Raw genomic sequence first — 24,389 nt, forward strand, 5'->3', positions numbered from 1 at the left:
AGACGGCGCGCCACAGCTAGTGCTCTTTGCCAGCAATTCACACAACGAGCTCATCGAGATGCCAGAGATCACTATGGGGCTGCGCTAGCTGGCGAGCAAAGTCCGGTCCCAACGCCGTGTTATCTCGTTGGATGCGGCAGCCGCGCTCAGCAGAATCTAGTCGACCAGGCCCAGGCTGAAGGGAAGGGATGGTGGAACCAAACGGTGCGCGTGAGGGTCGCGGCGGGAACAGCCATGGCCAGTCGCTGACCGTCCAGCCAAGACTGAACGGCCGCTATTGCTGAGAAATACAAGTTTCGAGCCCAAAGCGGAACGGACTGACATAGCGCAAAGACACAGGCGAGCGCAGCGGTAAGGTTGGCGGTTATCAGCATGGGACGGTAACTGTTGCAGACCACAAAATATCGCGAGGCCGGCCTGCCTTGGTACACTATCTATCCGACTGTGTCGGAGTTCTCTGGGGCGGTCAGCGCCGAGGCTTATGAGGAATGGCTCAGGAACCTGCCGGCTGACCATCCGGTGTCGCTCTATTTCCACGTTCCGTTCTGCCGATCAGCTTGCTGGTATTGTGGCTTCCCCACCACCATCACCCGCCATGATGCGCCGATCCTCAACTATCTGGCGGCCCTGCGTGACGAGATCCGTTTGGTCTCGGAGCGAGCGCCGCAGACGCTGCCCGTGAGCGACATGCATTTCGGCGGCGGAACGCCGTCTCTCATAGGACCAGCCGAGTTCCTGGCTCTGATGGAGTTCCTGCGACGCCGCTTCGCTCTCACGAAAACAGCTACGGTTGCCGTCGAGATTGATCCGCGCACGTTCACGGCCGAGATGGCCGAGGCCTTAGGAGCAGCCGGCGTGAACCGTGTGAGTCTCGGCGTGCAGAGCTTCGATCCCATTGTTCAAAAAGCAATCAACCGGGTTCAGAGTGAGGCGCAGACGTCGGCTGCCGTGGAAATGCTGCGCCGGCATGGAGTAAGCCGCATCAACTTCGACCTCATCTTCGGTCTCCCGCATCAAACGGTGCAGTCCTGCGTTGAGACCGCGAGGGCGGCGGTCGCAATGCGCCCCGATCGGCTTGCGGTGTTCGGCTATGCGCACATCCCGTCGCTTATAAAGAATCAGCGCCTCATCGAGGAGGCAGTTCTTCCGGGCAGCGCTGCCCGCGCCGAACAGTATGCGGCCGTGGCCGCGACGCTGATTGCCGCCGGCTACCGCGAGATCGGACTCGACCATTTCGCCTTGCCGGACGACGAGCTCGCGCTGGCACAGAAAACGGGTCGCCTGCGGCGTAACTCGCTGGGCTACTCGGCCACCACCTGCAGAACCCTGATCGGTTTCGGCGCGTCGGCTATCGGCCGCGTCGGCGAGGGGTACGTCCAAAACGAAGTTACACGGGATTCCTACATCCAGCACATCGCAGCTGGCCGTCTGGCGACGTCAAAGGGCTATCGCCTCACCGACGACGACCGCGTGCGAGCCGCAATTATCGAGCGACTAATGTGCGATCTCGAGGCCGATGTGCAGGCAATCTGTGCCGCCCACGGATCTGATCCGATCCGTCTTCTCGATTCAGCTGAACGCTTGGCGATGCTGGCCGAGGACGGGATAGTGGACTTCGAAAACGGTTTTGTCCGCGTACGGCGGGAGCATCGCTTTGTAATTCGCGCTGTCGCTGCCGCGTTCGATGCTTTTCTCGATCGGGATGGCCGTAGGCATAGCCACAGGTGAGGGCAAGCATCCAACCGGAAGCTAAACTCGACGCCCTCGGCCGAGGCCTGTCATGAAGCGCGCGTCAAGGATGCGAAAAGCAGAGCTGATCCGCCTATTTCATCTCATCTTCAATGACATCGACCTCGTGGCTGCCACCGAGGCGTTTCCATATTGATCGTGGTAGGTGCGGGGCATCTGGGTGTTTCGCCGTCAGCGCATGAATATCCCCGCCATGTGATGGGTCAGGAAATCGCGGTGGCTGCAATCAGCCCGTCCATCGATGACAGACCGCGGCCACGCCGCTTCGCGAGGCCCGTCAGGTCGCCCAGGCCAGGACAACCAGTTTTCCACGGGCAGGACTCTCGGCTCGAAGCGCTGCGGCAGGTCCCGGGCGAGCCATCCGGCCAGTGCGTCACGTTTCCGACCTTTGTCCATGAGGGCAGCGCCGCGCCGGATCTCGGCGATCGACACAACGCTGATAAATGAGCGGTCTTCATCGAGCCCGTGATCCATTCCAGCACGCGCGCGTCAGGGCTCGGCCTCGTCACCTCGGAGAGGCCATTAGTGTCGAGCAAGAGCCTCACAATGGCAGACCATGCGGTTCATCGCGTAGCCGCTCGATGTCCAGTTCGGCGTTGCGCAGCGGCGATGCGCAGCGAGTGCCCAGAAAACAGCAGCCAGCTGCCCTTCCGGGGAATCGGAGCGGACGCCACGCAAAAAGCGCCAAATCCTTCCGCCGGCGGTCTGTGTGTTTGCGCGCTGGCGGCTTTGGTGTACTCCTGTGCCGTTTCGACGAGGCTTCCAGCCGGACCGGCAGGGGAGGAGGCTTTGGCGGCGCGGCCGGCACACGGCCCACCTCGAGGACGAGATCGACGATGTCGGGCAGATCCTCGGTCGCCTCACAAATCGGTGAGGTCGTCGGGACACCGTCTTCCACTTTTGTTGATCAGCCGCCTTCCTGGCCATGTTCCGAGACAATAAGGCGCCCGTGCGCCGCCGCCTCGATTAACCCAAGACGCGCAAGGATCTTTTGCCGGAGACAACGAGGTCACCATCCTGCGGTGCCGCGTTGCGTCACGGTCGGCATGAGATGTGCTAAGTGGACCGTCGTCAAACGTCAAACAGAGGCGTTGGTGACTGGACTGAACGACCAGAACGGGCTGCTTGCGCCCTTTCGGACTTCACAAAGTTCGAAAATGGCGTCGTTTCAGGGCATAATCGCCGCTTGTCAAAATGTTTGCGACAAGTCCGGTGAAAGCCTACCGAGTATCTTGTGCTTGGGGGGCGGTTAGTTCCGATAACCTAAGCGGCATACACATGCTAATCTATTTGATTTACGGGCCGACCTGCAGCGGCAAAACAGACGCGGCAATCCAAATTGCACGAGAGACCGGATGGCCGGTCATTGCGCTGGATCGTGTACAATGCTGTCCTCAAATCGCCACCGGCAGCGGGCGTCCCTCGGATTCCGAACTGCAATCTACCCAGCGGATCTACTTGGATTCGCGCCCGCTAACCGCGGGCATAATCGACGCCGAGACCGCCCATCGTAAGCTGATAATGCAAGTGGATGAGCGTAGTTCCCAGCCGGGGCTCATCCTCGAAGGCGGTTCGATCTCCCTTCTCAATTTAATGGCGCGAGTCAGCATTGGGATGGCGCTTTTCGGTGGCATGTAAGGCGGTTGCGGCTCGGCAACTCGGACGCCTTTCTGGAGAGAGCCAAGCGTCGGGTCACAGACATGTTTGTCACAAGAGAAGGACAACCTTCATTGCTGCAGGAACTTGCGGATCAGTGGAAGGAAGATGCAGTCCGTCCCACTTTGGAAGACGTTGACGGATATCGTTGCGCCATTCGTTTTGCGAGAGAGCACAGCTTGGCAATCAGCGAAATGCCGTGCCTTCGCAAAGAGCTCCAACAAGATCTTGTAGAGGCGATTGCGAGAGAATATCTCGAATATGCGCGTTGGCAAGAACGCGACTTTCCAGAATGGGAAACTGAGTGAGCAAGCCTCCCCGGACCTCGCCTGCGGTGCGGGCACGGTAGCTCCTGAGAATTGCGCTAAGTGGTTTGCTGAAGCAAGCTAGTGCCAGGCGACATTAGGTCCGTGTGGCAGCGGAAGGATTGCTTTCGCCACGGTGACTGCGGAGGAGGCGACATGGCTGCACTGCTCATTTCAGGCATGGGACGGAATGTACCGATGACAAAGTGCTGCGCGCTTCGTAGCGACCGCTACCGTGGCTGACTCGCGAACTACTATCCGCCAGCCCAGTCTGTGGCGTCGTCTCGGCTTTCATCGCCACCGCCTTCGCCCAGGAAACGCCCGAGGCCGCAAGCGTCGCCGTGGCAGTGCGGCACCCGGCAAGATGGGTGGTCATCGGCCTGATCGACGGGGAGCACCGTGCTTTCGTCCTGGGCGAGGTTGAGCGAGATGCCAACATGACGCTTCATCAATTGACGGCGGCACTGGCTGAACGTGGTCTCCTGCGAGCGTCGGTCGCTTCCTGCACCGCGAGGGCAAGAGCTTCAAAAAAACCGTTCTGCCGGCCGAGCAGCTCAAGCCAAAGCTGATGCGCGGGCGTGCGCAATGGATGCACTATCAGACCCGCATTGACCCTACGCGCCCGGTCTCCCTGGATGAAACATGGGTCAAGACCAACATGGCGCCGTTGCGCGGCTGGGGTGTGCGCGGCAAGCGGCTGATGGCCCACGCACCATATGGCCATTGGAAGACGATGACCTTCATCACCGCGCTGCGGCATGATCGGGTGGAGGCGCCTTGGGTCATTGACGGACCCATCAATACGCAGGCCTTTCGCGTCTATGTCGAAACCGAACTCAACAAAACACTGAAGCCGGGCGACATCGTCATTCTCGACAATCCCGGTTCTCACAAGGGCCAAGCCGTCCGCGACATCCTCAGGGCTGCTGGCGCAAGGCGGGTCAAGCCCGCGAGAGCGGCAATTTTGTTCCGGCTATCACCCTCTCGTCGAGAACGGCGTGACGGAAGCGATAAAGTTGCGCCGGCCGGCCGCCGGTTTCCGAGGTTGTCTCACCGGTCTCCTCGACCAGCTCCTGCTGCTCGATCAGCCGGCGAAAGTTCGGCTTACGCACGAGCCTGCCGGCAAGCGCCTCCACGGTGCGCTGCAGCTGCAAAAGCGTGAAGACCGGCGGCATCAGTTCGAATACGACCGGCCGGTATTTGATCTTGGAGCGCAGCCGCGCAATGCCGGTCGCCAGGATGCGACGATGATCGGCGATCATCGATCTGCCCGACACCGAGGTGGGCGCAGCGGAATGTCCGGCGCGTATTGCTTCCTCCACCAGGGCGGCTTCGTAGAGCAGCTCATAACGTTGAAGCGCGAGTTCCTCGTTCCAAGGGCGGTCGTCAAAGCCGAAGGCGATCGCCGCCCGCCGTCGTCGGTCGAGGCGTGTCGTACCGTCGTCAGTGCCATCCGCCCATTCCATCAGGCGCGGCCGCAATTCGTCCAACACGACCGCCGGTGTGCCGGAGCGGTGATCCTCCCACGGGAAATAGTCGTACCAGCTTCCCCAGTGTCGCCCGGCCGGGTCGCCAGCTTCGTCTTGGTGGGTGAGCGCCAGATAGCTGATAGAGACCACGCGGTCGTCAGCGCCAACCCTGTCGCGATCGGCGAAGGTGTAGAGCTGTTCGATATAGCCGAGCGGCTGGCCGGTCTGTTGTTCCACCCATCCCCTGAGGCCCGACTGCAGCGAACGGTGAGCAAGCTCGAACGGGCCGGAGGGCAGGGCGTTTGCCTGCGGGATGGTCAGAACGCAGGGGGCGCTGCTGTCCATGGCGACCACAACGGCGATCAAGTCCGCATTGACGTCGTTGGCCTTGCCTCCAGCTCCGCCTTTCCTAATCCCTTTTGCGCGATCGTCCATGGTCCCCGACGTCGTTGAGCAGAGCCCTGCCGCGTAGGCGGCTGAACCGATTGAATTGCGTTTTTGTCTGATAATTGTCGGCGCGTCAACACCACCCGTCGTGGCGATTTTAGCTCTTCGCAGCTGCACAAAAAGTGCCAACGCGACATCCGTGCTTGGGGAAGGAGGCCCATTGAGTGCGCCGATTCAAAGCTCGTCGATCGACATTGCGACGTTGTTCTCGTCGGCGACAGCGCGGCATGGTTCTCCACGGTTTGGCGTCGACGCTGGGCGTGACGCTGGAGATGATGATCATGCACGGTCAGGCCTGCCCCGTGGCCTGGAGCCGGCGCAAATGGTCGTCGACCCGCCGTTCGGTTCCTTTTGAAGAAACCCGGAGCAGGCTTTCCGCAATGCCTGATAAAGCCCTTCCAGTGCGCCCGCGCCAGCATCATCGCACTCTCGCTCCAACACAACCTATGCGAGTCAGTAAATCGACTCGCCGGCACTATTGTTTCAGGGGAAATGAATCTAGTTTCAAAGGGTTCGGCCGATAGGCCGGGCACAGCTGCGGTCTTCACGGCCTTTTTGACATAAACGCGTCGCCCGATTGAGATTATCTTGACGGTAGCGCAGTGCGCCATCCATGCCACTCGAGATGATCATGGGCAAATATCGAGACCATCGCGAGCCACGCCGGCATCGCTATGACGATGACCCCGTTTCCTTTTCGGAACGGACTTCCGAGCCAAGCTATTTTCAGCGCCCGCCGACCGTGACGGCAGATCCTGTCGATGCGGAGGTATTGTGGTTCACAGTCAGCAAGGGTTTTGGCTTCGTCAAACTGTCGGACGGCACGGAGGCCTATCTGCACGTGCGAGTGTTAGAGGCGGCCGGAAGCCGGGATGTTGCCGCGGGAACGCCTCTCAAGATCACGGTCGAAAAAAGTCCAAAAGGTCATCAAGTCGCGCAGGTGCTGGAGATCGGCGATCACCGCGCGAAAACTCCGTCACATACGCGCGTCGCTGGAGGGACCTTCGTTGAAACCGGTGCGCAGCTGGAGAGCGGGGGCACGGTCAAGTGGTACAAACCCGAAAAGGGCTTCGGCTTCATTGCTCCTGACAACGGTGAGAAGGACGTCTTCGTTCATGCCAGCGCCCTGACGCGCTCAGGGCTCAGCGTGCTGGTGGCGGGACAGAAGGTGTTTGTCGAATGCGGGCAAGGCAAGAAAGGCTGGGAAGTCCGGAGCATTCGCCTTGCCTAGACGGCGATGCATTGCTCGCCTCGAAGGAGATGCCGGAGAGCGTCGGGCGGTCGCCCGAGCCCGCGTAGCAGAAACCGACATTGTCGAAGCGCAGCACGCCGTCGGTGACGACGAGATCCCTGGCGCCCGCCGCGTCCTCGATGTCAAGTTCGGCGTCGAGCAACTCGAACAGCCGCGTGCCGCAGGTCGAGGCGCGCGCGAACGAGTTGACCATCAATCCGAGCTAGCGCACCGGCATCTGTAGAATGGTCATGAAGGGGAGCAACAGGGCCAGCGTGCCGACGCTGATTTGACCTGCGATCACTTTCTGGCCACCGAACCAGAGCACCAGGCCCATGGCGGTCAGGAACGAGAAATTCATGGCGCTGGTGTTGCCGACACGGATGTCAACGCGCTCATTGGCGAGATCAAGGCGCGTCCTGCTTGGGGCGGTCGAACTTTTCCAGCTCGTGCGGCTGCGCGGCGAAGGCACGCACGACACGGATGCCGCCGAGATTCTCATCCATCACCCGGATCTTTAACGATCGCTGATGCCCAGATATGGGAAGGTCAGGCTTCAATGACGGGGAAGGTGAAGGATTGACTGGTCGGGTTTCCGGGCCGAGCTTGTCGGCCGCTCAATCGAAAGCGTCATTTGAGGCGCTTTCTCTCCCGCGTGTAACTGGAAGACACGCTCGTCCAGTTCCTTGTCTACTTCCGTGAGACGATGATTGAGGCGAAGGTAGTCGGTCCAGGTCGGCGTTCGGAACGTTTCTGTCCACTGCATAGGCTTCTGAAGGTTGCGCTGGAGCGTCCAGTTCCGAGCACCGACGCGGCTGTGTACATGACGCCGCTGCCGCATGAGGTCGAGGAAGGCCTCGACATTTCTCTCGGCTATCAGATATTCGATCTTGACCACGATCGGGCCGCTTCTCGGCTTCAGATTGAGAGCGACAGCCGGGGCATCGAATTCCTCCAGAGGATCGGGCTCTGAGTCGCGGCGCTCGCGAAGAGGAAACAGAACGCCGGCTGCAGCGACGAACATCAGGGAGGCAGCGGAACCCTCCAGCGCCAGGGCCAGCGAATGGTTTTCGGCCACCGTGCCCCACACCCAGCTGCCGAGCGCGATGCCACCATCTATCAAAGCATAGTAGATCGAGATGGTGCGCCCCACGACCCAGCGCGGGCTTGCCAGCTGCACGCTCACACCGACCCCTGACCAGGCGGTGACCCAGCCCGCGCCGCCCAAAGCGAGTGCAATTGCCGCCACCCCGATCGAAGTTGTCAGTGCCAGGGAAAGTGAGCACGCCGCGCAGGCGACGCAGGAGAGCCTCATCAGCCGCTCCTGCGACAAGCTCCGTCTGAACAGGCTGTTGGAGAGGCCAGCGAAGACGGCTCCGGTCCCGAAGCCGGCCATGAGCGCACCATAGGCGAGCGGGCCTCCTCCCAGCTGGTCGCGGACAACCACCGGCAGCAGCGCGAGTATGGCGATGCTCGCCAAGCCAAAGAGGGTTCCGCGCGCGATCGCGGCCTTGATTTCCGATGACATCGCCGTGAAGCGCAGCCCGTCATAGATCGCCGTCCTCATCGACTCGCGTGGAAGAGGGGAAGAACGAACCTTCCACTTGCAGCGCCAAATAGTGGCCAAGGGTACGAAATAGGTGAGCGTGGTCACCGCGAATGCCGCCATAAGGCCAAACGAGGCAACTACAATGCCGCCGAGCGCCGGGCCCACAGTCCGGACGGTATTGAATCCAACAGAAAGCAGGGTGACGGCAGCGGGAACATCTCGTCGATCCACAATATCGCCAACCGACGCTTGCCAGGCCGGATCATTGAGAGCACCGCCGCTTGCGATCAAGAAGCTGAAGCCGAGGATCATCCACGGACTGACAAAGCCCAGCGCCACCGATGCGGTCAGCATCGCGGAGGCAGTCACCATAAGGCACCGACCGGCGAACATGACCCGGCGCCGGCTGAAATTGTCAGCGAGAGTCCCGGCGAAGACAGACAAGACGAAGGCGGGCAGGTTCGATGAAGCCTGAACCAACGCAACCATCAGATCGGAAGTCGAGATCGTTGCCATCAGCCAGCTGATGGCGACAGTCTGCATCAACCAGCCGAGGCTTGAAACCTGCGTGGCGAGCCAGATCGAGCGAAAGGTGGGCTGCAGAAGTGGCCCAAAGGTCGTTGGTGCAGCCAAATCTTCGTTTGATCCAGCCACCCTACTCATTTTGCGATCCTTTGCTTTCCGTTATTGTCGCTTCCCATGTAATCTAGGCTGAACCGTGGCGGCTGGAAGAATAGATGGACCCATTTGTCTCCGACGATGTGGCCACAGTTCCTCCTGACCAGTGGTCTGGCGGCCGGGACGCAGACATGGGCCGGCTCACTCGCCTTCGACGACATGTTGGTGAGCCGGAATTCACATGTCATTTGAGGCATCATGCTCGTTCGACGCGCTGCCGAGCGATTTTTCGCGAAACGTTACCCTGTTCTTTTGTTGGAAACTCACTCATCAGCGGCGTTCGATGCTGAGTGTGGCTTCCGAAAAGTGAGGACGCTTGCAGATCTTTGACAGGATCAATTCCCTGCTTGACGCAGACGATTGCCACGCCGCGATCGAAGACGCCCGCGCCCTGCTACTTCAATTCGAACAAAAGTCTGATGCGCTCACACATGCGATTGACGAGTTTCTGCTCGACCTGATGACATTGGCTTTCATTGTCGAATGTTACGGACGCGGCTTTGAACTCCTGGCGCGAACGCTTGCCCGTAGAAGGCTGGTGAAGATCAGACTTTTGTCGGGAGGGATTGGCCGGGCAGAAATGGTTCCAAAGTCTGATGGCTGAACCGGCGATCGCGCCGCGTTGCAATTGACGACGTGGCGACCGCCAAAAAAAAGGGCCATCGGAAAACCGAGGCCCTTTAGGTGTAAAGTCAAAACCTTCAGAGGGGAACAGCTGATACGATGGAATGGGAGGAAACCATCGCGTGCATCAGCTGTAAGCTTAATGGCTAAAAGTTGTGCAATGCGCAAACACACTTTGTGCAATGCAGCTATGCAGTAACGCAAAGCCTCAAGTTGCAAGATCGAGTTTGGAAATGTTTGCTGCTCGTACGGTGATGGGCGAGATCCTTAAGCGTATGTACGGCGGCATGATGGACGCTTGCAAGCATCCAGACAAGATTATCGCGAAGCTAAAATAAGAGGTTCGATCCAATCGGCGATGCTCAATAGCCGCGCCATTCTGGTTCAGCCGGGCGTTACATCGCCTCGCCAAGTTGAGGATGTATTGGTCGCGAGCAGCCGCGCGCCAATTTGGAACCCACGACCATATGCAACGATTGGGCACTGTCCGAAGAAGGCCGAGAACGGTTGAAAGTGCGCTAGATGGAGATATTCTGAATTGGAACGGGGGCCTGGTTCATCGCCAAAGCGAGACATGGATGAAAAGCAGATCGCGCCCAACGCCTGATCCAACCATTGCAACGGAAGTCCCCTGGTCGGAAAGCCTAACCGCATATGATGACAAGCATTTCGAGCTCTATTTGAAGCTCATGGACGCTTGCGCCGACAGTGCCAGCGAAGAGGAGATGGCGCTGGATGTACTGGGTATCGATCCGGTCAAAGAGCCCATCCGCGCCCGTAAGGCCCTTCGCAGTCATCTCAAACGGGTGCTCTGGTTTATGCATGAGGGCCATAAGGAACTGCTTCCAAGCCGGCCGCCTCAATAACTGCGGCGCCGAACAAGGTTGCACGGAACTTACCGAGACGCTTGAAGCGGGATATGAACATTGGGTCACGACTGAGCGTCCCACACAGGAAAACAACGTTGTTCCGCCCACGCCGAGACACATCCTGCTAAGGGCGATCTTCGCTCTCTAAAGCCACCACAGCTTGATCGATTGATTGCGCTAAGTGGGGATCGCCGTAGCGAAGTGTCCACTTTGGCGCGTGAACATCTAGATAAGCGCCTTGAAGCAGATCCAATGGCCGCCGGGCGCATATTTGAGGCGATAGTCGATGGTCGACTGGGTCTATCCGCTCTAGACCTACTGCTGAAACGGCCAAAATTACTAACGCCTGATCGACTTGCGCGACTTCTGACGTGGTACGACAGCCCAGTGGCGGGAAAGCGAGAAAGGGTAATCTCACTGCTGAAGGAGCCCTTCCTGGGCAGAAACGACATCATTACTTGGGCACATCGTTTACGGGAGGACGAGGACTTCCATATTCGCGAGGCCGGTCATCGCCTGTTGCGTGAGCATAGAGTTTCCTAAGCCCCGGAGCGGAGCATCCAGACGGGCATCGGTCTGGTGCCAGTCAGGCGGGTGAAGATCCGGGATCGCGGCGCGAATGGCGAGGTTTGATCGGGTGCGGTTCGCCTCATCGATCCTGCCGAAATCGGCGCGTCGGGCGCGAAGTCTGGATGCGCTGCTTCCCGTTCTCTACCTGCGCGGTGTTTCGACGGGCGATTTTCAGGAAGCGCTGAGCGCGCTTGTGGGCAAGGACGCGCCGAACCTTTCACCCTCGGTGATCACGCGGCTGAGTGGAACGCCGATTACGAGCGTTGGCAAAAGCGCGATCTTTCGGCGCGCCGCTATATCTATGTGTGGGCGGACGGGGTCTACCTGCAGGCGCGGATGGAAGACCAAGCCGAATGCATGCTGGTCCTGATCGGCGCCACGCCCGAGGGCAAAAAGGAACTCGTCGGCTTCCAGACCGGCATTCGCGAGAGTGCGCAAAGCTGGCGCGAGCTGCTGGTCGACGTGAGGCGGCGTGGCCTGAAGATCGCGCCCGATATTGCCGTCGGCGATGGCGCGCTTGGCTCTGGAAGGCGCTCGACGAGGTCTTTCCCGGCACTAGGCACCAACGCTGCTGGGTGCACAAGACCGCCAACGTCCTGAACAAGGTGCCGCTCTCGGTGCAGGCCGACATGAAGACGGATTTGCGCGAGATTTACGGCGCGCCGGCACGCTCAGCAGCCGAAATGGCGATCGAAGTGTTCGCCGAGAAATACGGCGCGAAGTACAACAAGGCGGTCGACTGCCTGAAGAAGGATCGCGAGACGTTGCTGGCGTTCTACGATTCCCCCGTCGAACACTGGGATCAACTGCAAACGTCGGACCCGATCGAGAGCGTCTTTGCACCGTTCGCCGCCGAACGGTACACACGAACGGCTCCCTATCGTCGAAGACCGCCAGGCTGATGGTCTTCAAGCTCGTCATGGCCGCCGCCAAATACTGGCATCGATTGAAGGGACAAAATCAGTTGCCGAAACTGCTCGCAGTTGCGAGGTTCCAGGACGGGATCGAGGTCATCAAATGAAGCCGCAAAGCGCCGCTTGATCAACCCCGTCACCCAAAATCCGTCATAGCTCATTTTCCGGCGCCGTGCTTGTAGACGTTGACCACCAACCGGCGCGAATCGAGCGTCTTGAAGTAGTCCGTGCTTCGGACTTTCCAGCCGAAACTTTCCAGGAGGTCTGCAATCTCGGCGAAATCCGCTGACCAGACCTTCGCAGCTGCCGTATCCCCTCGATGCCAGTTTCGTAATTCGCGGACCAGCCAGTCCCGCAGCTGTTTGTCCCACTCGTGGAACATCCCTGCGGTGACACTCAACCGGGTTTGGTCGCGTATGCCGCTCAGGAGCTGTTGAACTCAATGCCGGCGTCGCGAGCAGCCTCGTAGAAATCCCCGGAATCGTCTCAAACCGGCCTTTGCTTTGCTCCAGCACTGCGGGGCCAGATCCGGCGGCCCCCGCCGCGCTGAAATGCCTCGCTCCTGCGGCCTCACACTCGCCAGGAGGCACAAGTGCGGTCTTATGTAGCAAACGCACCAAGCGCCTTTAGCGTGGGCCCTTTGCCTTCTCGACCGGGAGCACTGGAAGCTTAGCTTGTTGCACTTCGGTTTTGAGAAGCTGTCCTATGCCTCCAACACATTCGTTCGTGTAGCCAGCAGCCCATTTAACAACTCTCTTCCCGCTGAGTGCGCACATAACCGGGACTAAGCCGCTTAGGAGCGTCAGGTAAAACGAAATCCAGATCCAGTCTGTAGAAAATAAACAGTTCATCCACAGCCATTGGTTGACCGTGGTGGCCGTCCCAGCGGCGAGGACGAAAGCACAGAAACATCCTAGGGCGGATACCGCCTTTACGTCTCTGTGAAACTCGAAAACGCTCGAATAGAACTTACCCCAAAAGCCATCTGGCATTTTTTGCCGTTTCTTTGGCTCCGGAATGTCCTCATCGTTGTCGTATAGGCTACCAAGCCGCGCTACGCGCTGGAACCACAAGTTGTCGCATATGTTTGCAGCAATCTGCCCGTCCTCGCCTCGGAAGCTCTCAATTTTCTGCTTGGCGTGATCGCGTATTTTGCTTCGGTAGCGGAATCTAACAAGGGCCAGATATGCAACGTTTACCGCCAACGCAGTGCCGGCAACCGGCTCTAGCATTGGTGCGAGTGAAGTTGCTGCGGCGCACTCTGCCAACAAAGCTACGCCCCACAGTGCAAGCAGCTACTAGGCGACGGACCTAATGGCTTCTGACTGGCTAGAGGCGCCAATGGGTGTGGATGGGGCCCACAAACTTTCAAAAATATTTGCAATGTTTTTCGCCCCAGCCTTATCTCCGAAGACGGCAACGGCGACACACTCGCTCTTATCCGCCTCGAATCGATAGCTGTCCGAATCCATTACTAGAAAATGGAATTTATACAAGTCTTGATAAGCAGCGGGAACTTCGCGCACCTCAACATTCTTATAGGCAATGAACTTTTCAAAAAACGGATGGTCTTGAATGCTTGATTCAGAGCCGTCCTCGACCAGAACCCTCAGCTTGTGGTCGGGCTCAGCCAAAAATAGAGAGGCCTGCTCTATAACTTCGCTCTGCCCGTAAACGCGCGGATTAAGCTTGCCAGAAAGAATAGACACAGATTCATTTGCGTGTTCAAACATAGCTTCAACTATGGCTGACGCATGGTCCTGCGATCCATTGTAAATTGGCTTGCCGTCCCTAAGGGCGGCCGCTAGTCTAAGGCGTGCTCGGTAAGCATTCATTGTGATAACCACCCCCAACGAGGCTGAAGGTCTTTTGTTCCGCCGCGCGCTCCGCGAGAATAATTCAAACTGAGTCTTTGTCAACAGACGAGTTGTTAACTTTTCGTCAATAAATACAGAAGGTTAGACGGTCCCTGTGCGAAACGCCGCGAACGCTGTGGGAAACTTTAAAAGACCGCTTGACAGATTCTCAGGGAAATCACCAGTCGAAATGGATGGTGTCGGCTCCTATGACCGTTAGGCACTGCAACAGGAATGCGGCGGTGAAACCGCCACGGCTGATCTTGTTATTCAGGTTGCGTTCCGTTTCATGAATGCCGACCGCCGCCAGCTTTTCGGCAAGCTGTGCATAGGTGACGCCCTTCCGCTTCAACTCTGACTTCAAAAGGTTCTTGGCTTTCGTCTCGTATTCGACGGTCTGCGGGTCGTCCTTACGTGCCATAGCCTCGCCTCAAAAAATATCATCACATTCGATGATGTAAGCCCATGTATTTGGCGATACAAGCCCGCATATACGGTGGCCAATATCACCAGATATGATGACAATGGCCCAACACTTCCTCCTTTCCGCCGAAAGCCGCACCCTCTCCCTGAAGGAGATTTACAAGGGTGGCGAGGAAAAGGCTTACGACACGTTCAAGCGCCTTCGTTGGGCTTCGACGCAAGGCGAGCCTGTTTGCCCGAAATGCGGGTGCTTGGATCATTACGACATTCCGACCCGTCGCAAGTTCAAGTGCGCCGCTTGCGGTGCGCAGTTCTCGGTTACGAGCGGCACAATCTTCGCCTCGCGCAAGCTGTCGTTTGTCGATCTGCTCGCCGCGATCTGCCTGTTCGTCAACGGTGCCAAAGGCATGTCGGCGGTCCAGTTCTCTCGCGATCTGGACGTTCAATACAAGACAGCCTTCGTGCTGGCTCACAAGCTGCGCGAAGTCCTGTGGGCTGAAACCAAGAACGAAACCCTTGAAGGCGAGGTCGAGATTGATGGCGCTTATTCGGCGGCGTGGTGCGCCCTGAGAACCGCGTAGAGGACCGCAAGGACCGCCGCATGAAGGAGAACCAGTCAGACCTCCGCCGCGTTGTGATCGCCCTGCGCGAGCGCGCTGGCCGCACCTTGACGTTTGTCCGTCATCGCGAAGCCGAAGGCGTCGAAATCGCCCGCGCTCGTATGCTGGCCGGTTCCAAGCTGTTCGCGGACGAAGCCAATCATTGGGACGCGCTGGAAGCTGATTACGCTTCGACCCGCATCAATCACTCGGAAAGCTACAGCGACGGCCACGGCAAGCATACGAACATGGTGGAGAGCTATTTCAGCCGCCTTCGTCGGATGGTCGCCGGTCAGCACCACCACGTTTCGCACCGCTACCTCTACCAGTACGCCAATCATGCCGCATGGCTTGAAGATCACCGTCGCCGGTCAAATGGTGGCAATGCCTTCGCTCTGCTTGGTGGTGCGCTCAATCATTCCGTGAGTCGCGTTTGGGCTGGCTACTGGCAACGCTAGACTGGCGTCGAATCAGGTTGCACTTTGTGCAATGCACAATCTAGACGAGTCGGCCAGAATCAGGCTATACGGCGCAAAATATGCGAAGATCGCAAAACGGGCGCGGTGGGAGGAAACCAGCCAAGCCTTTGAATCTAGATAGCTTTTTTGCACCCACACTATTATGTGGCAGGGTGCATTTGCCGCTGCCTTGACTCCGGCAGGCCGCGAGACTCTTATCCATCTCGTGAGGGGAAGAATCCTTTCGCCCAATACGACAAAGCCGGGGCTTCCGACCCCGGCTCCGTATCGGTAACCGCAGTGCTTTGGACGGCTTGCGGCTAGTCGTATGTACACGCGGGACCCTACTCGCAATCGACTCGCTGTCAAGTCGTCCAAGCGTCCTAAAAGGAGTTTAGGATAATGACGACCGACAATAAACCACCATACCAGCTCACATATGATGATGCAGTCGACGTTTGGCTACGTCATTGGGCTGGGCAATATCAGCATCACATTGCCGCCGTCTATGGCGTCAATCCGGGCCGCGTGAATGACGTTCTCAAAGGGCGGAAACACGCAGGTGCCGAACAGGTCGCCGCTTCGAAAAGGAGGGCTGCCTAATGGCTAGTAGTTCCGTGAAACTTCTTTGCGGCTCTTGCAAGGTCGACCTTGAAGGACCCGCGAATGCGAAGGACCATGACGTGATTGCGTGTCCCCGGTGCGGGCGCAGTGACACACTCAAAAACGTCGTGAGGGAAGTCACGAAGCATGCCGAGGAAGCGATGGCGCGCGGTCTTCAGAAAAGCCTGAGCGGCGCGTTCCGAGGGAGCAAGAACGTCAAGTTCTCTGGCAACCCCGTCCCACATCGCACCTATCGCTTCATCAGCGATATGAAACTTTGACATAGTTTCTACTCCTGCGGTCGGCTGTCATGGCCGACCGCTTCGGCCCGCCGCCGTCGCCAGCCCTTCGCCGTCTTGATGTTATTCATGAGCGGCTTCACAAGCGCGGTATCCCATCCCTTCGCCTGAGCGATACGCGTTGCGGTTTCCCGGTTCGACGCGCTGCCTTCCGCTTCATGCCTGAGAATCAGCCGGTAAAGCTCGCCCTTGCGGAAGCGGCTTGGCGTGCGCCGTAGCGGCACGATAAGCGACGGATCGCCCTTGTAGCCAAGGATGAGCAGCACCGCGTCAATGTGCTGTAGTTGGTGAGCCAGGTCCGCACCCTTGAACCGGATCGCGCCGGATATCTCGGATCGCTTGGCTACCAGCGTATTGATAGCGTGTTGGTATCGGGTGGAACGGACGGTGGGCGCTACTCTCGGCATCCCCGGATTTTATGGGAACCGACCCTTTAAGTCGTGCGGGAAGTTGGTGCGTTTGCTACATAAGACCGCACAAGTGCATCCCCATGCCTGACTGGCAGTGCGCTTCGCCGCAGGAAGAGTCCCGTGACTTTCCCGGCCTGGCAGGGCAGTTTGTCTCGGCGCCGCTGAATTCCGATCTGCAAAGCGGCCTCATCCCGTCACGCCCTGTGAAAAAAGGGCAGGAGGGCTACGGCTTCCATTTCAGCGTCAGCCGCTGAACGCTTGAGCCGGCTCTACGGCTATTCGGCTGGGGTTTTCCGAAGCTTTTCTAACACAAAGAGCTTGCCCTGGCGCACGGCGTACTCGATTGATTGCGCCTTCGCCAGATGCGCTGCAATCGCGCTGGCCAGCATGCAGCCCGTCCCGCGCATCGATGCGGCAAGACGCGGCGTGTCAAAGCGGACTGGTTCGTGATCGGGGCGCAACAGAATATCGGTTGATTGCGGTCCCGATGCATGGCCGCCCTTGATCAGCAGAGCCCGCGCGCCGGCTGCCAGCAATTCTTGGCCTTGCCACACTACGCCGTCCTCATCCACTGCCCGCTCCGAGCCAACAAGGAGTGCCAGCTCGAAGAGATTGGGGGTGACCAGACGGCAAAATGGCATCAGATCGCATTTCAGGGCGGCGATGGCGCCGGCTTCCAGGAGCGCCCGGCCTGACGTCGACGCCAGCACCGGGTCGAGCACTGCCGGCACCTGCGGATTTTCGCGCAGCACGCCGGCAGTGGCAACGACGATCTCAGCCGTTGCGAGCATGCCGATCTTAATTGCCGCCACCTTGTTGGCCTGTAGCGCGGCGCACATCTGATCGGCCACAAGATCGGGCTGCGAAGGATGGATTTCCATTACGGCTTCGTGCGTCTGCACCGTCAGCGCTGTGACAGCCAGGCAGGTGCGCACGCCAATGGAAGAGATCGTCTCGATATCACGTGCAATTCCAGCCCCACCGCTGGGGTCTGATCCGCTGACCACGAGCACATGCGGTTCTCGCCTCAGCGCCATGGCTTTGTCTTTTCGATCCATTCTCGCGTGCGCGCTTCGGGATCGGCATTCAACGTGATGTCGGTGACCACCGCCGCGCTGTCCGCACCAGCCTCGAAGACGCCGTCGAGCCGGTCGGGGTTGAGGCCGCCGATGGAGACCAATGGGATCGGCGCCACCCGATGCTTCCACTCGCTGATCCGCTCGAGCCCTTGCGGCGCCCATTTCATCTGCTTCAGGATGGTGGGATAGATGGGGCCGAGCGCGATATAGTCGGGCTCGGCAGCGATGGCCGTTTCCAGTTCGAGATGATCGTGCGTGCTGAGCCCGAGCTTCAATCCGGCGTACTTAATCGCCAGCAGGTCGGCCGCAGCCAAATCCTCTTGGCCGAGATGGACGAAGTCGCAGCCTTCCTCAATGGCGAGCCGCCAATAATCGTTGACGATCAGTTGGCAACCATGGACCACGCAGACGCCGTTCGCGCGGCGGATTTCCGTCCGCAGCGTGGCCTCGTCCCTATCCTTGATGCGCAACTGAACCAGCTTGACGCCAAGTGGCACCAGCCGTTCGATCCAGGCGGCGCTGTCGACGACCAGGTAGAAGGGATCGAGCTTCATGAGAAAACCGCCCTGCCGAATGTCGGTGTCGATGGCACCGCGACGTCGCGGGGTTCGAGCATCCCCGAGCTGAAAGCTTCTCGACCGGCGTCGACCGCCTTGCCGAACGCACGCGCCATGCCGACCGGATCGGCCGCCTTGGCGACCGCTGTGTTCAGGAGCACGGCATCAAAGCCGAACTCCATGACTGTTGCCGCGTGCGATGGCCGTCCGAGACCAGCATCCACGATCAGCGGGACATCAGGGAAATGCCCGCGCATCGAGCGCAGCGCCATGATGTTGACCGGCCCGAGGGCGGAACCGATCGGTGCGCACCAGGGCATCAAGACCTTGCAGCCCGCCGCAAGCAGCCGCTCGGCGACGACAAGGTCGTCGGTAGTATACGGGAACACCGCAAAACCGTCCTCGCACAGGATGCGGGCGGCTTCGAGCAGACCGAACACGTCCGGCTGCAGCGTGTCGTGATTGCCGATCACTTCGAGCTTGATCCAGGGCGTGCCGAAGACTTCGCGCGCCATTTGTGCGGTCGTGACCGCTTCCTTGACGGAGTGGCAGCCAGCAGTGTTGGGCAGGATTCTGACACCAAGCGACCGGATCAACGACCAGAATTTTTCGCCAGCCCTGCCGCCTGCCATTTCACGGCGCAACGAGACGGTCACCACCGAGGTGCCCGATGCCCTGACTGCATCGGCAAGGATGGCCGGCGAAGGATATTGAGCGGTGCCGAGAAGCAGGCGGGAGGGAAGCGTCGTCCCGAGAAGATCGAACATGCTAGCCTCCCTGCATGGGCGAGAGGATTTCGATCCGGTCGCCGTCGTTCAATTGGAATTCCGCCCGGCTGGCTTTGTGCACGAGGTCGTTGTTGACCGCGGTCGCGAGCCAATCGCCCTCATAGTCAAGCGCGGCAAGCAGCTCGGCCAGCGTGGTGGCGGCAACCTCATGCACTTTGCCGTTGACCATCAGTTTCATGAGCAAGCTCCACGGGTTTGTCGTGATTGAAGACAATTTCGCCCGCCAGGCGCGCCATGGCGGGGGCGAGAAGAAAGCCATGGCGATAGAGCCCGTTGATCGCGACGGTGTCTCCGCTCATTTCGACGCGCGGCAGATTGTCGGGAAAGGCTGGACGGACGCCGACACCGGTTTCAACGATCTCGGCCTCGCCAAAGGCCGGATGGAGGGCATAGGCGGTACCCAGAAGCTCCATCATGGAGCGCGCCGTGACCGGTCTGGCGGACCGGCTTTCAATCATCGTCGCACCGATCATGAACTGGGCGTCGGCACGCGGTACCGCATAGAGCGGAAAGCGCGGATGCAGCAACCGGACCGGGCGCGACAGCGAGAAGTCTGGCGTGTTTAGGATCAGCATTTCGCCGCGAACGCCGCGAAGCCTGTCATCGGCGGCTGCCATTCCCGTGCAATCGATCTGACGATCGAAACCGGAAACATGCCGGGCGTCGGTGCCGAAGTGGAATTTGACACCCATGGCTGCGAGCTTGTCATGAAGTGCTGCCATCGCCTGGCGCGGATCGAGATGGCCCTCATCGGGAAAGAGCAATCCGCGGCGAAAGCGGCCGGCTAAGTCGGGCTCCAGGAGCGCAATTTCGTCTTCGTCGACACGCCGATGGCCCGACGTGCGGCTGGCGAGGCGGTCGAGCTCGCCGGCATCACGCGGGGCGGCCACGACAAGTGTTCCGCCCCGTGTCACCTGACCCGGCAGCACCGCATCCCACCAGTCGGCAGCGTCACGTCCAAGGTCCAGCACCGGCTGCTCGGCGCTTTCACGCTCGCACCATGGCGCCAGCATGCCGCCGGCGAACCACGACGCATTGCCTCCAAGGCCATGCCGGATCTCGGCGACCGTGACCGTCGCGCCGCGGGCGGCGAGTTCGAAGGCGGCGGTGAGGCCGGCGACGCCGGCCCCCTTTATCAGCACCTTCATGACGGCTTACCTGGCTGAGGCGTGAGCGGTGCGACGGTCTCGTCCGCTGGCACGTAGAGATCGCCGCCCTCGCGGTATTTCGCCGCCATCGCCGCCATGCCCTCTTTCTGTGCCTCGGCGCGGATGTCGTGAGAGATACGCATCGAGCAGAATTTCGGCCCGCACATCGAGCAGAAATGCGCCAGCTTGTGCGCCTCCTTGGGCAAGGTCTGGTCGTGGAAGGACCGTGCGGTTTCGGGGTCGAGCGACAGGTTGAACTGGTCCTCCCAGCGGAACTCGAAGCGCGCGCGGGAAAGGGCGTCATCCCTGACTTTCGCCGCCGGGTGGCCCTTCGCCAGGTCGGCCGCGTGCGCTGCGATCTTGTAGGTGATCACGCCGGTCTTGACGTCATCGCGGTCGGGAAGGCCGAGATGCTCCTTGGGCGTGACGTAGCAGAGCATGGCCGTTCCGAACCAGCCGATCATCGCCGCGCCGATGCCGGAAGTGATGTGGTCGTAGCCCGGCGCGATGTCGGTCGTCAGCGGTCCAAGCGTATAGAACGGCGCCTCGCCGCAAACGGCGAGTTGCTTGTCCATGTTCTGCTTGATCTTGTGCATCGGCACGTGGCCAGGCCCCTCGATCATCACCTGGCAATCCTTCGCCCAGGCGATCTTCGTCAGCTCGCCAAGCGTTTCCAGCTCGGCGAACTGCGCCGCATCGTTGGCATCGGCGATCGAGCCGGGACGAAGGCCGTCGCCGAGCGAGAAGGAGACGTCATAGGCGCCGCAGATGTCGCAGATCTCCGCGAAGTGCTCGTAGAGGAAGCTTTCCCGGTGATGGTGCAGGCACCATTTTGCCATGATCGAGCCACCGCGCGAGACGATACCCGTGACCCGGTCAACGGTCAGCGGGATGTAATGCAGCCGCACGCCGGCGTGGATGGTGAAATAGTCAACGCCTTGCTCGGCCTGCTCGATCAACGTGTCGCGGTAGACCTCCCAGGTCAGGTCCTCGGCGATGCCACCAACCTTTTCGAGCGCCTGGTAGAGCGGCACCGTGCCGATCGGCACCGGCGAGTTGCGCACGATCCATTCGCGGATGTTGTGGATGTTGCGGCCGGTCGACAGATCCATCACCGTGTCGGCGCCCCAGCGGATCGCCCACACCATCTTTTCGACCTCTTCAGCCATCGACGATGTGACGGCGGAGTTACCGATATTGGCGTTGATCTTGACCAGGAAATTGCGGCCGATGATCATCGGTTCGCTCTCGGGATGATTGATGTTGGCGGGAATGATCGCGCGTCCGCGCGCCACCTCATCACGCACGAATTCAGGCGTGACGAAGTCGGGGATCGCCGCGCCGAAGGCTTCGCCGTCGCGCTCGAGCTTGCCGCGCCGGATCTCGCGGCCAAGGTTCTCGCGGACGGCGACGAACTCCATTTCGGGTGTGATGATGCCGGCGCGTGCATAGGCAAGCTGCGTCACCCTCTTGCCTGCTTTGGCTCTGAGCGGTCGGTGGCGGATGGGAAATTCTGGCGTCAGGCGTTCGCCCGTCGCGAATCCGTTGTCCTCCGGCCGGACGTGGCGGCCGTCACAGTCCTCGACATCGCCGCGCGCCAAGATCCATTCGTGGCGAAGCCGGGCCAGGCCTTTTTGGATGCTGGTTTCGACAGCCGGATCGGTATAGGAGCCCGACGGGTCGTAGACGGTGACGGGCGGTTCGCCGGCTGTCGGATGGACGGAGATTTCGCGCATCGGCACCCTGATCTGCGGGTGGATGGCACCGGGCTTGTGGATCTTACGCGAAGCAGGCAGCGGTCCCGTTGAGACGGCTGGGGTGAGGGCATTCATCTTGAGGCTCCTTTGCTCATGCATTGGAGACCCAGTTCTGTGCCGGAAGGATGAAAAGACGCTTCTGTCGACCTGCCGAAACAGGACCTCGGGCGTGAACTCCCGCAGAGCGCTTGCACCGTCCCTACGCCAGTATGAACTGGATCAGGTTCAACGGGTCACTGCGCCGCGAAAGCCAGCAGTATCTCAGCCCCTTGCCGGGACTCCCCTGGTGAATGCCTCAAGTTGAACGGGCCGGCGTTGTCTTGTCAAGCGCATGTTCGTCCTGCGGCGGCGGTGGGCGGCAATCAAATTGGGCCCAAATTGGGCCGACGGCCTCGCCATGGGTCGCGGAGAAGTTCCGCGGGAGATAGGGCAGGTGTGGCCAAAGCTGCATTTGCCTCGTCAAACTTGATGTGACATTGACGTAGACGGAACTGCTGCGTTTCAAGGATCTTAAGCCGTCAACGCCTGATCGGAACAGAACTGGTGGGCCGCCCGAACGCCCCACAAACATCGTGCTCTCGATCACCTCTTATTGTCGCCGGAAAAGGGGTGATCGACCAATCGATCAAGTCGACCGCTCGCTGAAGGGCGCCCTCGGTTTCAGCACGGCTGGGCGAAGTGGCAATGACATGTCCAATCCAGTCTCGGAAATCCCCCTTCCTGACGATCGGTGTCTTGGGTTCAACATTCAATTTGACCTCGGCCACACCTGATATAGCAGCTGCCTGAGTGTCGCCACCAATCCAGTCGAGGGTGCCATCTTGATCAGGAAGCAGGAATCGCGCGGCCGCAGTATGCGAATGCTTTTTGCGCAGATCCCATTCCTCGCCAATGACAAGCTTGATGTGCTCGGTTACGAGGTCGACACCGTAAGCTAACTGGACCAGCTGAGGGTCGGGCGCGCCACTAAGACGCGGATTGATTTCAATGACAACTGGACCGCGTTTCGTGCACCGGAGTTCAATGTTAGTTGGCCCCCAGCCAAGGCCGAGAGCCCGCAAACAGCTCAGCGAAACATCGGCGATGCGCTCACGCTCCTGATCAGTCAGCAGGGCCGGATAGGTCACCTCACGAATGACGAAATGGGGGAGGGGACCAAAGTCATTGGCGCAAATCGCAACGACCTCATTCCCCATAACATTAATGCTATAGAACGGGCCCTGTGCGAATTCTTCGACGAGTATTTTCGGTGTAGACCGCCATATGTGCTTTCCGCCCAATAGATAAGTCGTATGTTCGGCTACGTCTTCGAGGCTGCGGCACAATCGGACACCGATGCTGCCGCTGCCTACTGCCGGCTTAAGAATCACGGGCAGGCCGATCTCTGCAGCCGAGCTTTCTACCTCCGCCGCATTCGTTGCCAACCGATAGGCCGGTATTGGAACGCCGGCCTGCGCGAGGAGTTGGCGTTGCTTGAATTTGTCGCAGCTTCGTTCAATCGATTCAGGGTTCGGTCCCGGTAGATCGAAATGCCGGCAAAGCTTGCCAACTGTCGCATAGATCGATTCATGGTCCCCGGCAAAGCCAGTAATGCCAGCAATGTCGTGGGTAGCACGCAGCCGCGAACATTCGCGGACCAACGCTTCGAGATTGCCAGTGTCGACACGGATTGCCTCAACGTTTTCCGCCGAAAGATAGTCGTACCGAGGTGGATCAGCCGTCAGAGTAATTGGATGAAGACCAAGACACTGAGCCGCTTGGACGTATAGCTGACCAGTACCCCTATGGCCTTCGACCAATATGAGCGCTCTTCTTCTTACCATTGCTGTTAATCCCGATGTTGCGTGCTGGCGGCGGTCCGAGGGTACCGGCGTCACTTTTATGGCCGTGCCGGACCTCAGACTCGCGGTGCCGTACCATTGTCAACGACTGACGGTTGTAAAAATCTTGTAAATTGATTTGAAGGATCTGTTGCAGCGTTGTTGATTAGGGCGGCGTCGGAGGCTTGCTCCGTTCAAACCAGGTTAGCTGCGGTTGGTGTGTGATCCCGTGGGCCTGGGCGTGACCTACCCCTCGGGTAGGGCACGCCAAGCCACATCAAACTCGCAGCACAAGAACATGCGCTCTGGTCATACCGGCTCATGGTGAGCCCTGAATCTGGAACCGGCCCGATGTGTAAGCAGCGAGTCGTCAAACGGCCCCATTCAATCATGGAGTCACATCATTTAAGATCGCGAAAGCTGTCATTGCGGGTTACGGAACTGCTTTCCGATGACATTCGAAGATGCGATCGGGCGTCAGAACCGGATCGCGGACCGCCGCTTCCACCTCGGCGAGCCCGGCTGATATAA

Annotated in this window: 20 protein-coding genes, 7 pseudogenes and 1 riboswitch; of the genes and pseudogenes, 11 read left to right on the forward strand and 16 right to left on the reverse strand. The window is 59.5% G+C overall.

Features of this window, described 5'->3' with window-relative positions:
• Positions 1-387 precede the first annotated feature (387 nt).
• On the forward strand, positions 388-1,728 hold the full coding sequence (gene hemN / locus NKI95_RS23485; protein ID WP_352693091.1) for an oxygen-independent coproporphyrinogen III oxidase: 1,341 nt from the start codon (positions 388-390) through the stop codon (positions 1,726-1,728).
• A gap of 227 nt (positions 1,729-1,955) precedes the next feature.
• Here the strand turns inward: hemN and NKI95_RS23490 are convergent.
• A pseudogene (locus NKI95_RS23490) lies at positions 1,956-2,294 on the reverse strand (PIN domain-containing protein); the annotation flags it as partial.
• 733 nt (positions 2,295-3,027) lie between these two features.
• Between NKI95_RS23490 and NKI95_RS23495 the strand changes: the two are divergent.
• Positions 3,028-3,713: pseudogene (locus tag NKI95_RS23495) on the forward strand (isopentenyl transferase family protein).
• Between the two features lie 655 nt (positions 3,714-4,368).
• Positions 4,369-4,644 (forward strand): annotated as a pseudogene (locus NKI95_RS23500) (transposase); the annotation flags it as partial.
• Positions 4,645-4,651: 7 nt separating this feature from the next.
• On the opposite strand, the gene NKI95_RS23505 reads toward NKI95_RS23500, so the two are convergent.
• A complete protein-coding gene (locus tag NKI95_RS23505) occupies positions 4,652-5,614 on the reverse strand; it encodes an NUDIX hydrolase (protein ID WP_352693089.1) in 963 nt (320 codons plus the stop codon).
• A 147-nt stretch (positions 5,615-5,761) separates the two neighbouring features.
• On the opposite strand from NKI95_RS23505, the pseudogene NKI95_RS23510 reads away from it, so the two are divergent.
• Positions 5,762-5,978 (forward strand): annotated as a pseudogene (locus NKI95_RS23510) (3-methyl-2-oxobutanoate hydroxymethyltransferase); the annotation flags it as partial.
• 279 nt (positions 5,979-6,257) lie between these two features.
• Positions 6,258-6,857, forward strand: a complete 600-nt coding sequence (locus NKI95_RS23515; RefSeq protein ID WP_352492847.1) for a cold-shock protein — start codon at positions 6,258-6,260, stop codon at positions 6,855-6,857.
• Here NKI95_RS23515 and NKI95_RS23520 read toward each other — a convergent pair.
• Positions 6,832-7,381: pseudogene (locus NKI95_RS23520) on the reverse strand (ABC transporter transmembrane domain-containing protein); the annotation flags it as partial. The gene NKI95_RS23515 and the pseudogene NKI95_RS23520 sit on opposite strands and share 26 nt — an antisense overlap.
• A 32-nt stretch (positions 7,382-7,413) precedes the next feature.
• Entirely contained in the window at positions 7,414-9,069 is a 1,656-nt protein-coding gene (locus tag NKI95_RS23525) for an MFS transporter (protein ID WP_352719567.1), read from the reverse strand.
• Positions 9,070-9,400: 331 nt separating this feature from the next.
• Between NKI95_RS23525 and NKI95_RS23530 the strand changes: the two genes are divergently transcribed.
• From NKI95_RS23530 to NKI95_RS23540, 3 genes and pseudogenes are all read left to right on the forward strand, one after another.
• Positions 9,401-9,688, forward strand: coding sequence for a hypothetical protein (locus NKI95_RS23530; RefSeq protein WP_352567760.1), 288 nt, complete (start codon positions 9,401-9,403; stop codon positions 9,686-9,688).
• Positions 9,689-10,286: 598 nt separating this feature from the next.
• Positions 10,287-10,574, forward strand: coding sequence for a hypothetical protein (locus NKI95_RS23535; RefSeq protein ID WP_081726247.1), 288 nt, complete (start codon positions 10,287-10,289; stop codon positions 10,572-10,574).
• A 549-nt stretch (positions 10,575-11,123) separates the two neighbouring features.
• A pseudogene (locus tag NKI95_RS23540) lies at positions 11,124-12,188 on the forward strand (IS256 family transposase); the annotation flags it as partial.
• A gap of 30 nt (positions 12,189-12,218) precedes the next feature.
• Here the strand turns inward: NKI95_RS23540 and NKI95_RS23545 are convergent.
• The 4 genes from NKI95_RS23545 to NKI95_RS23560 form a co-directional block, all read right to left on the reverse strand.
• A complete protein-coding gene (locus NKI95_RS23545) occupies positions 12,219-12,461 on the reverse strand; it encodes a hypothetical protein (protein WP_352693083.1) in 243 nt (80 codons plus the stop codon).
• A 226-nt stretch (positions 12,462-12,687) separates the two neighbouring features.
• Positions 12,688-13,329 (reverse strand): hypothetical protein, encoded by a 642-nt coding sequence (locus NKI95_RS23550; protein WP_352693082.1) that lies wholly within the window; start codon positions 13,327-13,329, stop codon positions 12,688-12,690.
• Positions 13,330-13,359: 30 nt separating this feature from the next.
• Positions 13,360-13,896 (reverse strand): DUF7931 domain-containing protein, encoded by a 537-nt coding sequence (locus tag NKI95_RS23555; protein ID WP_352693080.1) that lies wholly within the window; start codon positions 13,894-13,896, stop codon positions 13,360-13,362.
• A 199-nt stretch (positions 13,897-14,095) separates the two neighbouring features.
• Entirely contained in the window at positions 14,096-14,338 is a 243-nt protein-coding gene (locus tag NKI95_RS23560) for a DUF6471 domain-containing protein (RefSeq protein ID WP_352693078.1), read from the reverse strand.
• A 103-nt stretch (positions 14,339-14,441) separates the two neighbouring features.
• Here NKI95_RS23560 and NKI95_RS23565 point away from each other — a divergent pair.
• Positions 14,442-15,397 (forward strand): annotated as a pseudogene (locus tag NKI95_RS23565) (IS1595 family transposase).
• Positions 15,398-15,799: 402 nt separating this feature from the next.
• Entirely contained in the window at positions 15,800-16,000 is a 201-nt protein-coding gene (locus NKI95_RS23570; protein WP_128290069.1) for a hypothetical protein, read from the forward strand.
• A 289-nt stretch (positions 16,001-16,289) separates the two neighbouring features.
• On the opposite strand, the gene NKI95_RS23575 is transcribed toward NKI95_RS23570, so the two are convergent.
• Positions 16,290-16,706: a hypothetical protein gene (locus tag NKI95_RS23575; RefSeq protein ID WP_352719571.1), complete on the reverse strand. Its 417-nt coding sequence runs from the start codon at positions 16,704-16,706 to the stop codon at positions 16,290-16,292.
• 83 nt (positions 16,707-16,789) lie between these two features.
• Here NKI95_RS23575 and NKI95_RS23580 point away from each other — a divergent pair, with 83 nt between their 5' ends.
• Entirely contained in the window at positions 16,790-16,963 is a 174-nt protein-coding gene (locus NKI95_RS23580) for a hypothetical protein (protein WP_352719573.1), read from the forward strand.
• Positions 16,964-16,984: 21 nt separating this feature from the next.
• Here the strand turns inward: NKI95_RS23580 and NKI95_RS23585 are convergent, their stop codons facing one another.
• The 7 genes from NKI95_RS23585 to NKI95_RS23615 form a co-directional block, all read right to left on the reverse strand.
• Complete coding sequence (locus NKI95_RS23585) at positions 16,985-17,746, reverse strand: hydroxymethylpyrimidine/phosphomethylpyrimidine kinase (protein ID WP_352719600.1); 762 nt, start codon at positions 17,744-17,746, stop codon at positions 16,985-16,987.
• Positions 17,737-18,342, reverse strand: a complete 606-nt coding sequence (locus tag NKI95_RS23590; RefSeq protein ID WP_352719575.1) for a thiamine phosphate synthase — start codon at positions 18,340-18,342, stop codon at positions 17,737-17,739. Before NKI95_RS23590 ends, NKI95_RS23585 begins: the two co-directional genes overlap by 10 nt.
• Positions 18,339-19,112 carry a thiazole synthase gene (locus tag NKI95_RS23595; protein ID WP_352540067.1) on the reverse strand — a complete coding sequence of 258 codons (774 nt, stop codon included), beginning with the start codon at positions 19,110-19,112 and terminating at the stop codon, positions 18,339-18,341. Before NKI95_RS23595 ends, NKI95_RS23590 begins: the two co-directional genes overlap by 4 nt.
• Position 19,113: 1 nt before the next feature.
• Positions 19,114-19,311, reverse strand: coding sequence for a sulfur carrier protein ThiS (thiS, locus tag NKI95_RS23600; protein WP_023679205.1), 198 nt, complete (start codon positions 19,309-19,311; stop codon positions 19,114-19,116).
• Entirely contained in the window at positions 19,280-20,281 is a 1,002-nt protein-coding gene (gene thiO / locus NKI95_RS23605) for a glycine oxidase ThiO (RefSeq protein ID WP_352470529.1), read from the reverse strand. The genes thiS and thiO overlap by 32 nt, the downstream gene beginning before the upstream one ends.
• Positions 20,278-22,113 (reverse strand): phosphomethylpyrimidine synthase ThiC, encoded by a 1,836-nt coding sequence (gene thiC / locus NKI95_RS23610; protein ID WP_352719577.1) that lies wholly within the window; start codon positions 22,111-22,113, stop codon positions 20,278-20,280. The genes thiO and thiC overlap by 4 nt, the downstream gene beginning before the upstream one ends.
• A gap of 103 nt (positions 22,114-22,216) precedes the next feature.
• Positions 22,217-22,333, reverse strand: a riboswitch (TPP riboswitch).
• 223 nt (positions 22,334-22,556) lie between these two features.
• Positions 22,557-23,861, reverse strand: a complete 1,305-nt coding sequence (locus tag NKI95_RS23615; RefSeq protein WP_352693060.1) for an ATP-grasp domain-containing protein — start codon at positions 23,859-23,861, stop codon at positions 22,557-22,559.
• Positions 23,862-24,389: the final 528 nt, after the last annotated feature.

Origin of the sequence: Mesorhizobium sp. M0306 (assembly GCF_040321655.1) — a bacterium.
Taxonomy (GTDB): Bacteria; Pseudomonadota; Alphaproteobacteria; order Rhizobiales; family Rhizobiaceae; genus Mesorhizobium.

Coding starts and splice junctions, on each gene's coding strand:
- NKI95_RS23505 (WP_352693089.1), bottom strand. CDS start 5,614: ATGGACGATCGCGCAAAAGGGATTAGGAAAGGCGGAGCTGGAGGCAAG.
- NKI95_RS23515 (WP_352492847.1), top strand. CDS start 6,258: ATGGGCAAATATCGAGACCATCGCGAGCCACGCCGGCATCGCTATGAC.
- NKI95_RS23525 (WP_352719567.1), bottom strand. CDS start 9,069: ATGAGTAGGGTGGCTGGATCAAACGAAGATTTGGCTGCACCAACGACC.
- NKI95_RS23535 (WP_081726247.1), top strand. CDS start 10,287: ATGAAAAGCAGATCGCGCCCAACGCCTGATCCAACCATTGCAACGGAA.
- NKI95_RS23555 (WP_352693080.1), bottom strand. CDS start 13,896: ATGAATGCTTACCGAGCACGCCTTAGACTAGCGGCCGCCCTTAGGGAC.
- NKI95_RS23560 (WP_352693078.1), bottom strand. CDS start 14,338: ATGGCACGTAAGGACGACCCGCAGACCGTCGAATACGAGACGAAAGCC.
- NKI95_RS23570 (WP_128290069.1), top strand. CDS start 15,800: ATGACGACCGACAATAAACCACCATACCAGCTCACATATGATGATGCA.
- NKI95_RS23575 (WP_352719571.1), bottom strand. CDS start 16,706: ATGCCGAGAGTAGCGCCCACCGTCCGTTCCACCCGATACCAACACGCT.
- NKI95_RS23580 (WP_352719573.1), top strand. CDS start 16,790: ATGCCTGACTGGCAGTGCGCTTCGCCGCAGGAAGAGTCCCGTGACTTT.
- NKI95_RS23585 (WP_352719600.1), bottom strand. CDS start 17,746: ATGGCGCTGAGGCGAGAACCGCATGTGCTCGTGGTCAGCGGATCAGAC.
- NKI95_RS23590 (WP_352719575.1), bottom strand. CDS start 18,342: ATGAAGCTCGATCCCTTCTACCTGGTCGTCGACAGCGCCGCCTGGATC.
- NKI95_RS23595 (WP_352540067.1), bottom strand. CDS start 19,112: ATGTTCGATCTTCTCGGGACGACGCTTCCCTCCCGCCTGCTTCTCGGC.
- thiS (WP_023679205.1), bottom strand. CDS start 19,311: ATGAAACTGATGGTCAACGGCAAAGTGCATGAGGTTGCCGCCACCACG.
- thiO (WP_352470529.1), bottom strand. CDS start 20,281: ATGAAGGTGCTGATAAAGGGGGCCGGCGTCGCCGGCCTCACCGCCGCC.
- thiC (WP_352719577.1), bottom strand. CDS start 22,113: ATGAATGCCCTCACCCCAGCCGTCTCAACGGGACCGCTGCCTGCTTCG.
- NKI95_RS23615 (WP_352693060.1), bottom strand. CDS start 23,861: ATGGTAAGAAGAAGAGCGCTCATATTGGTCGAAGGCCATAGGGGTACT.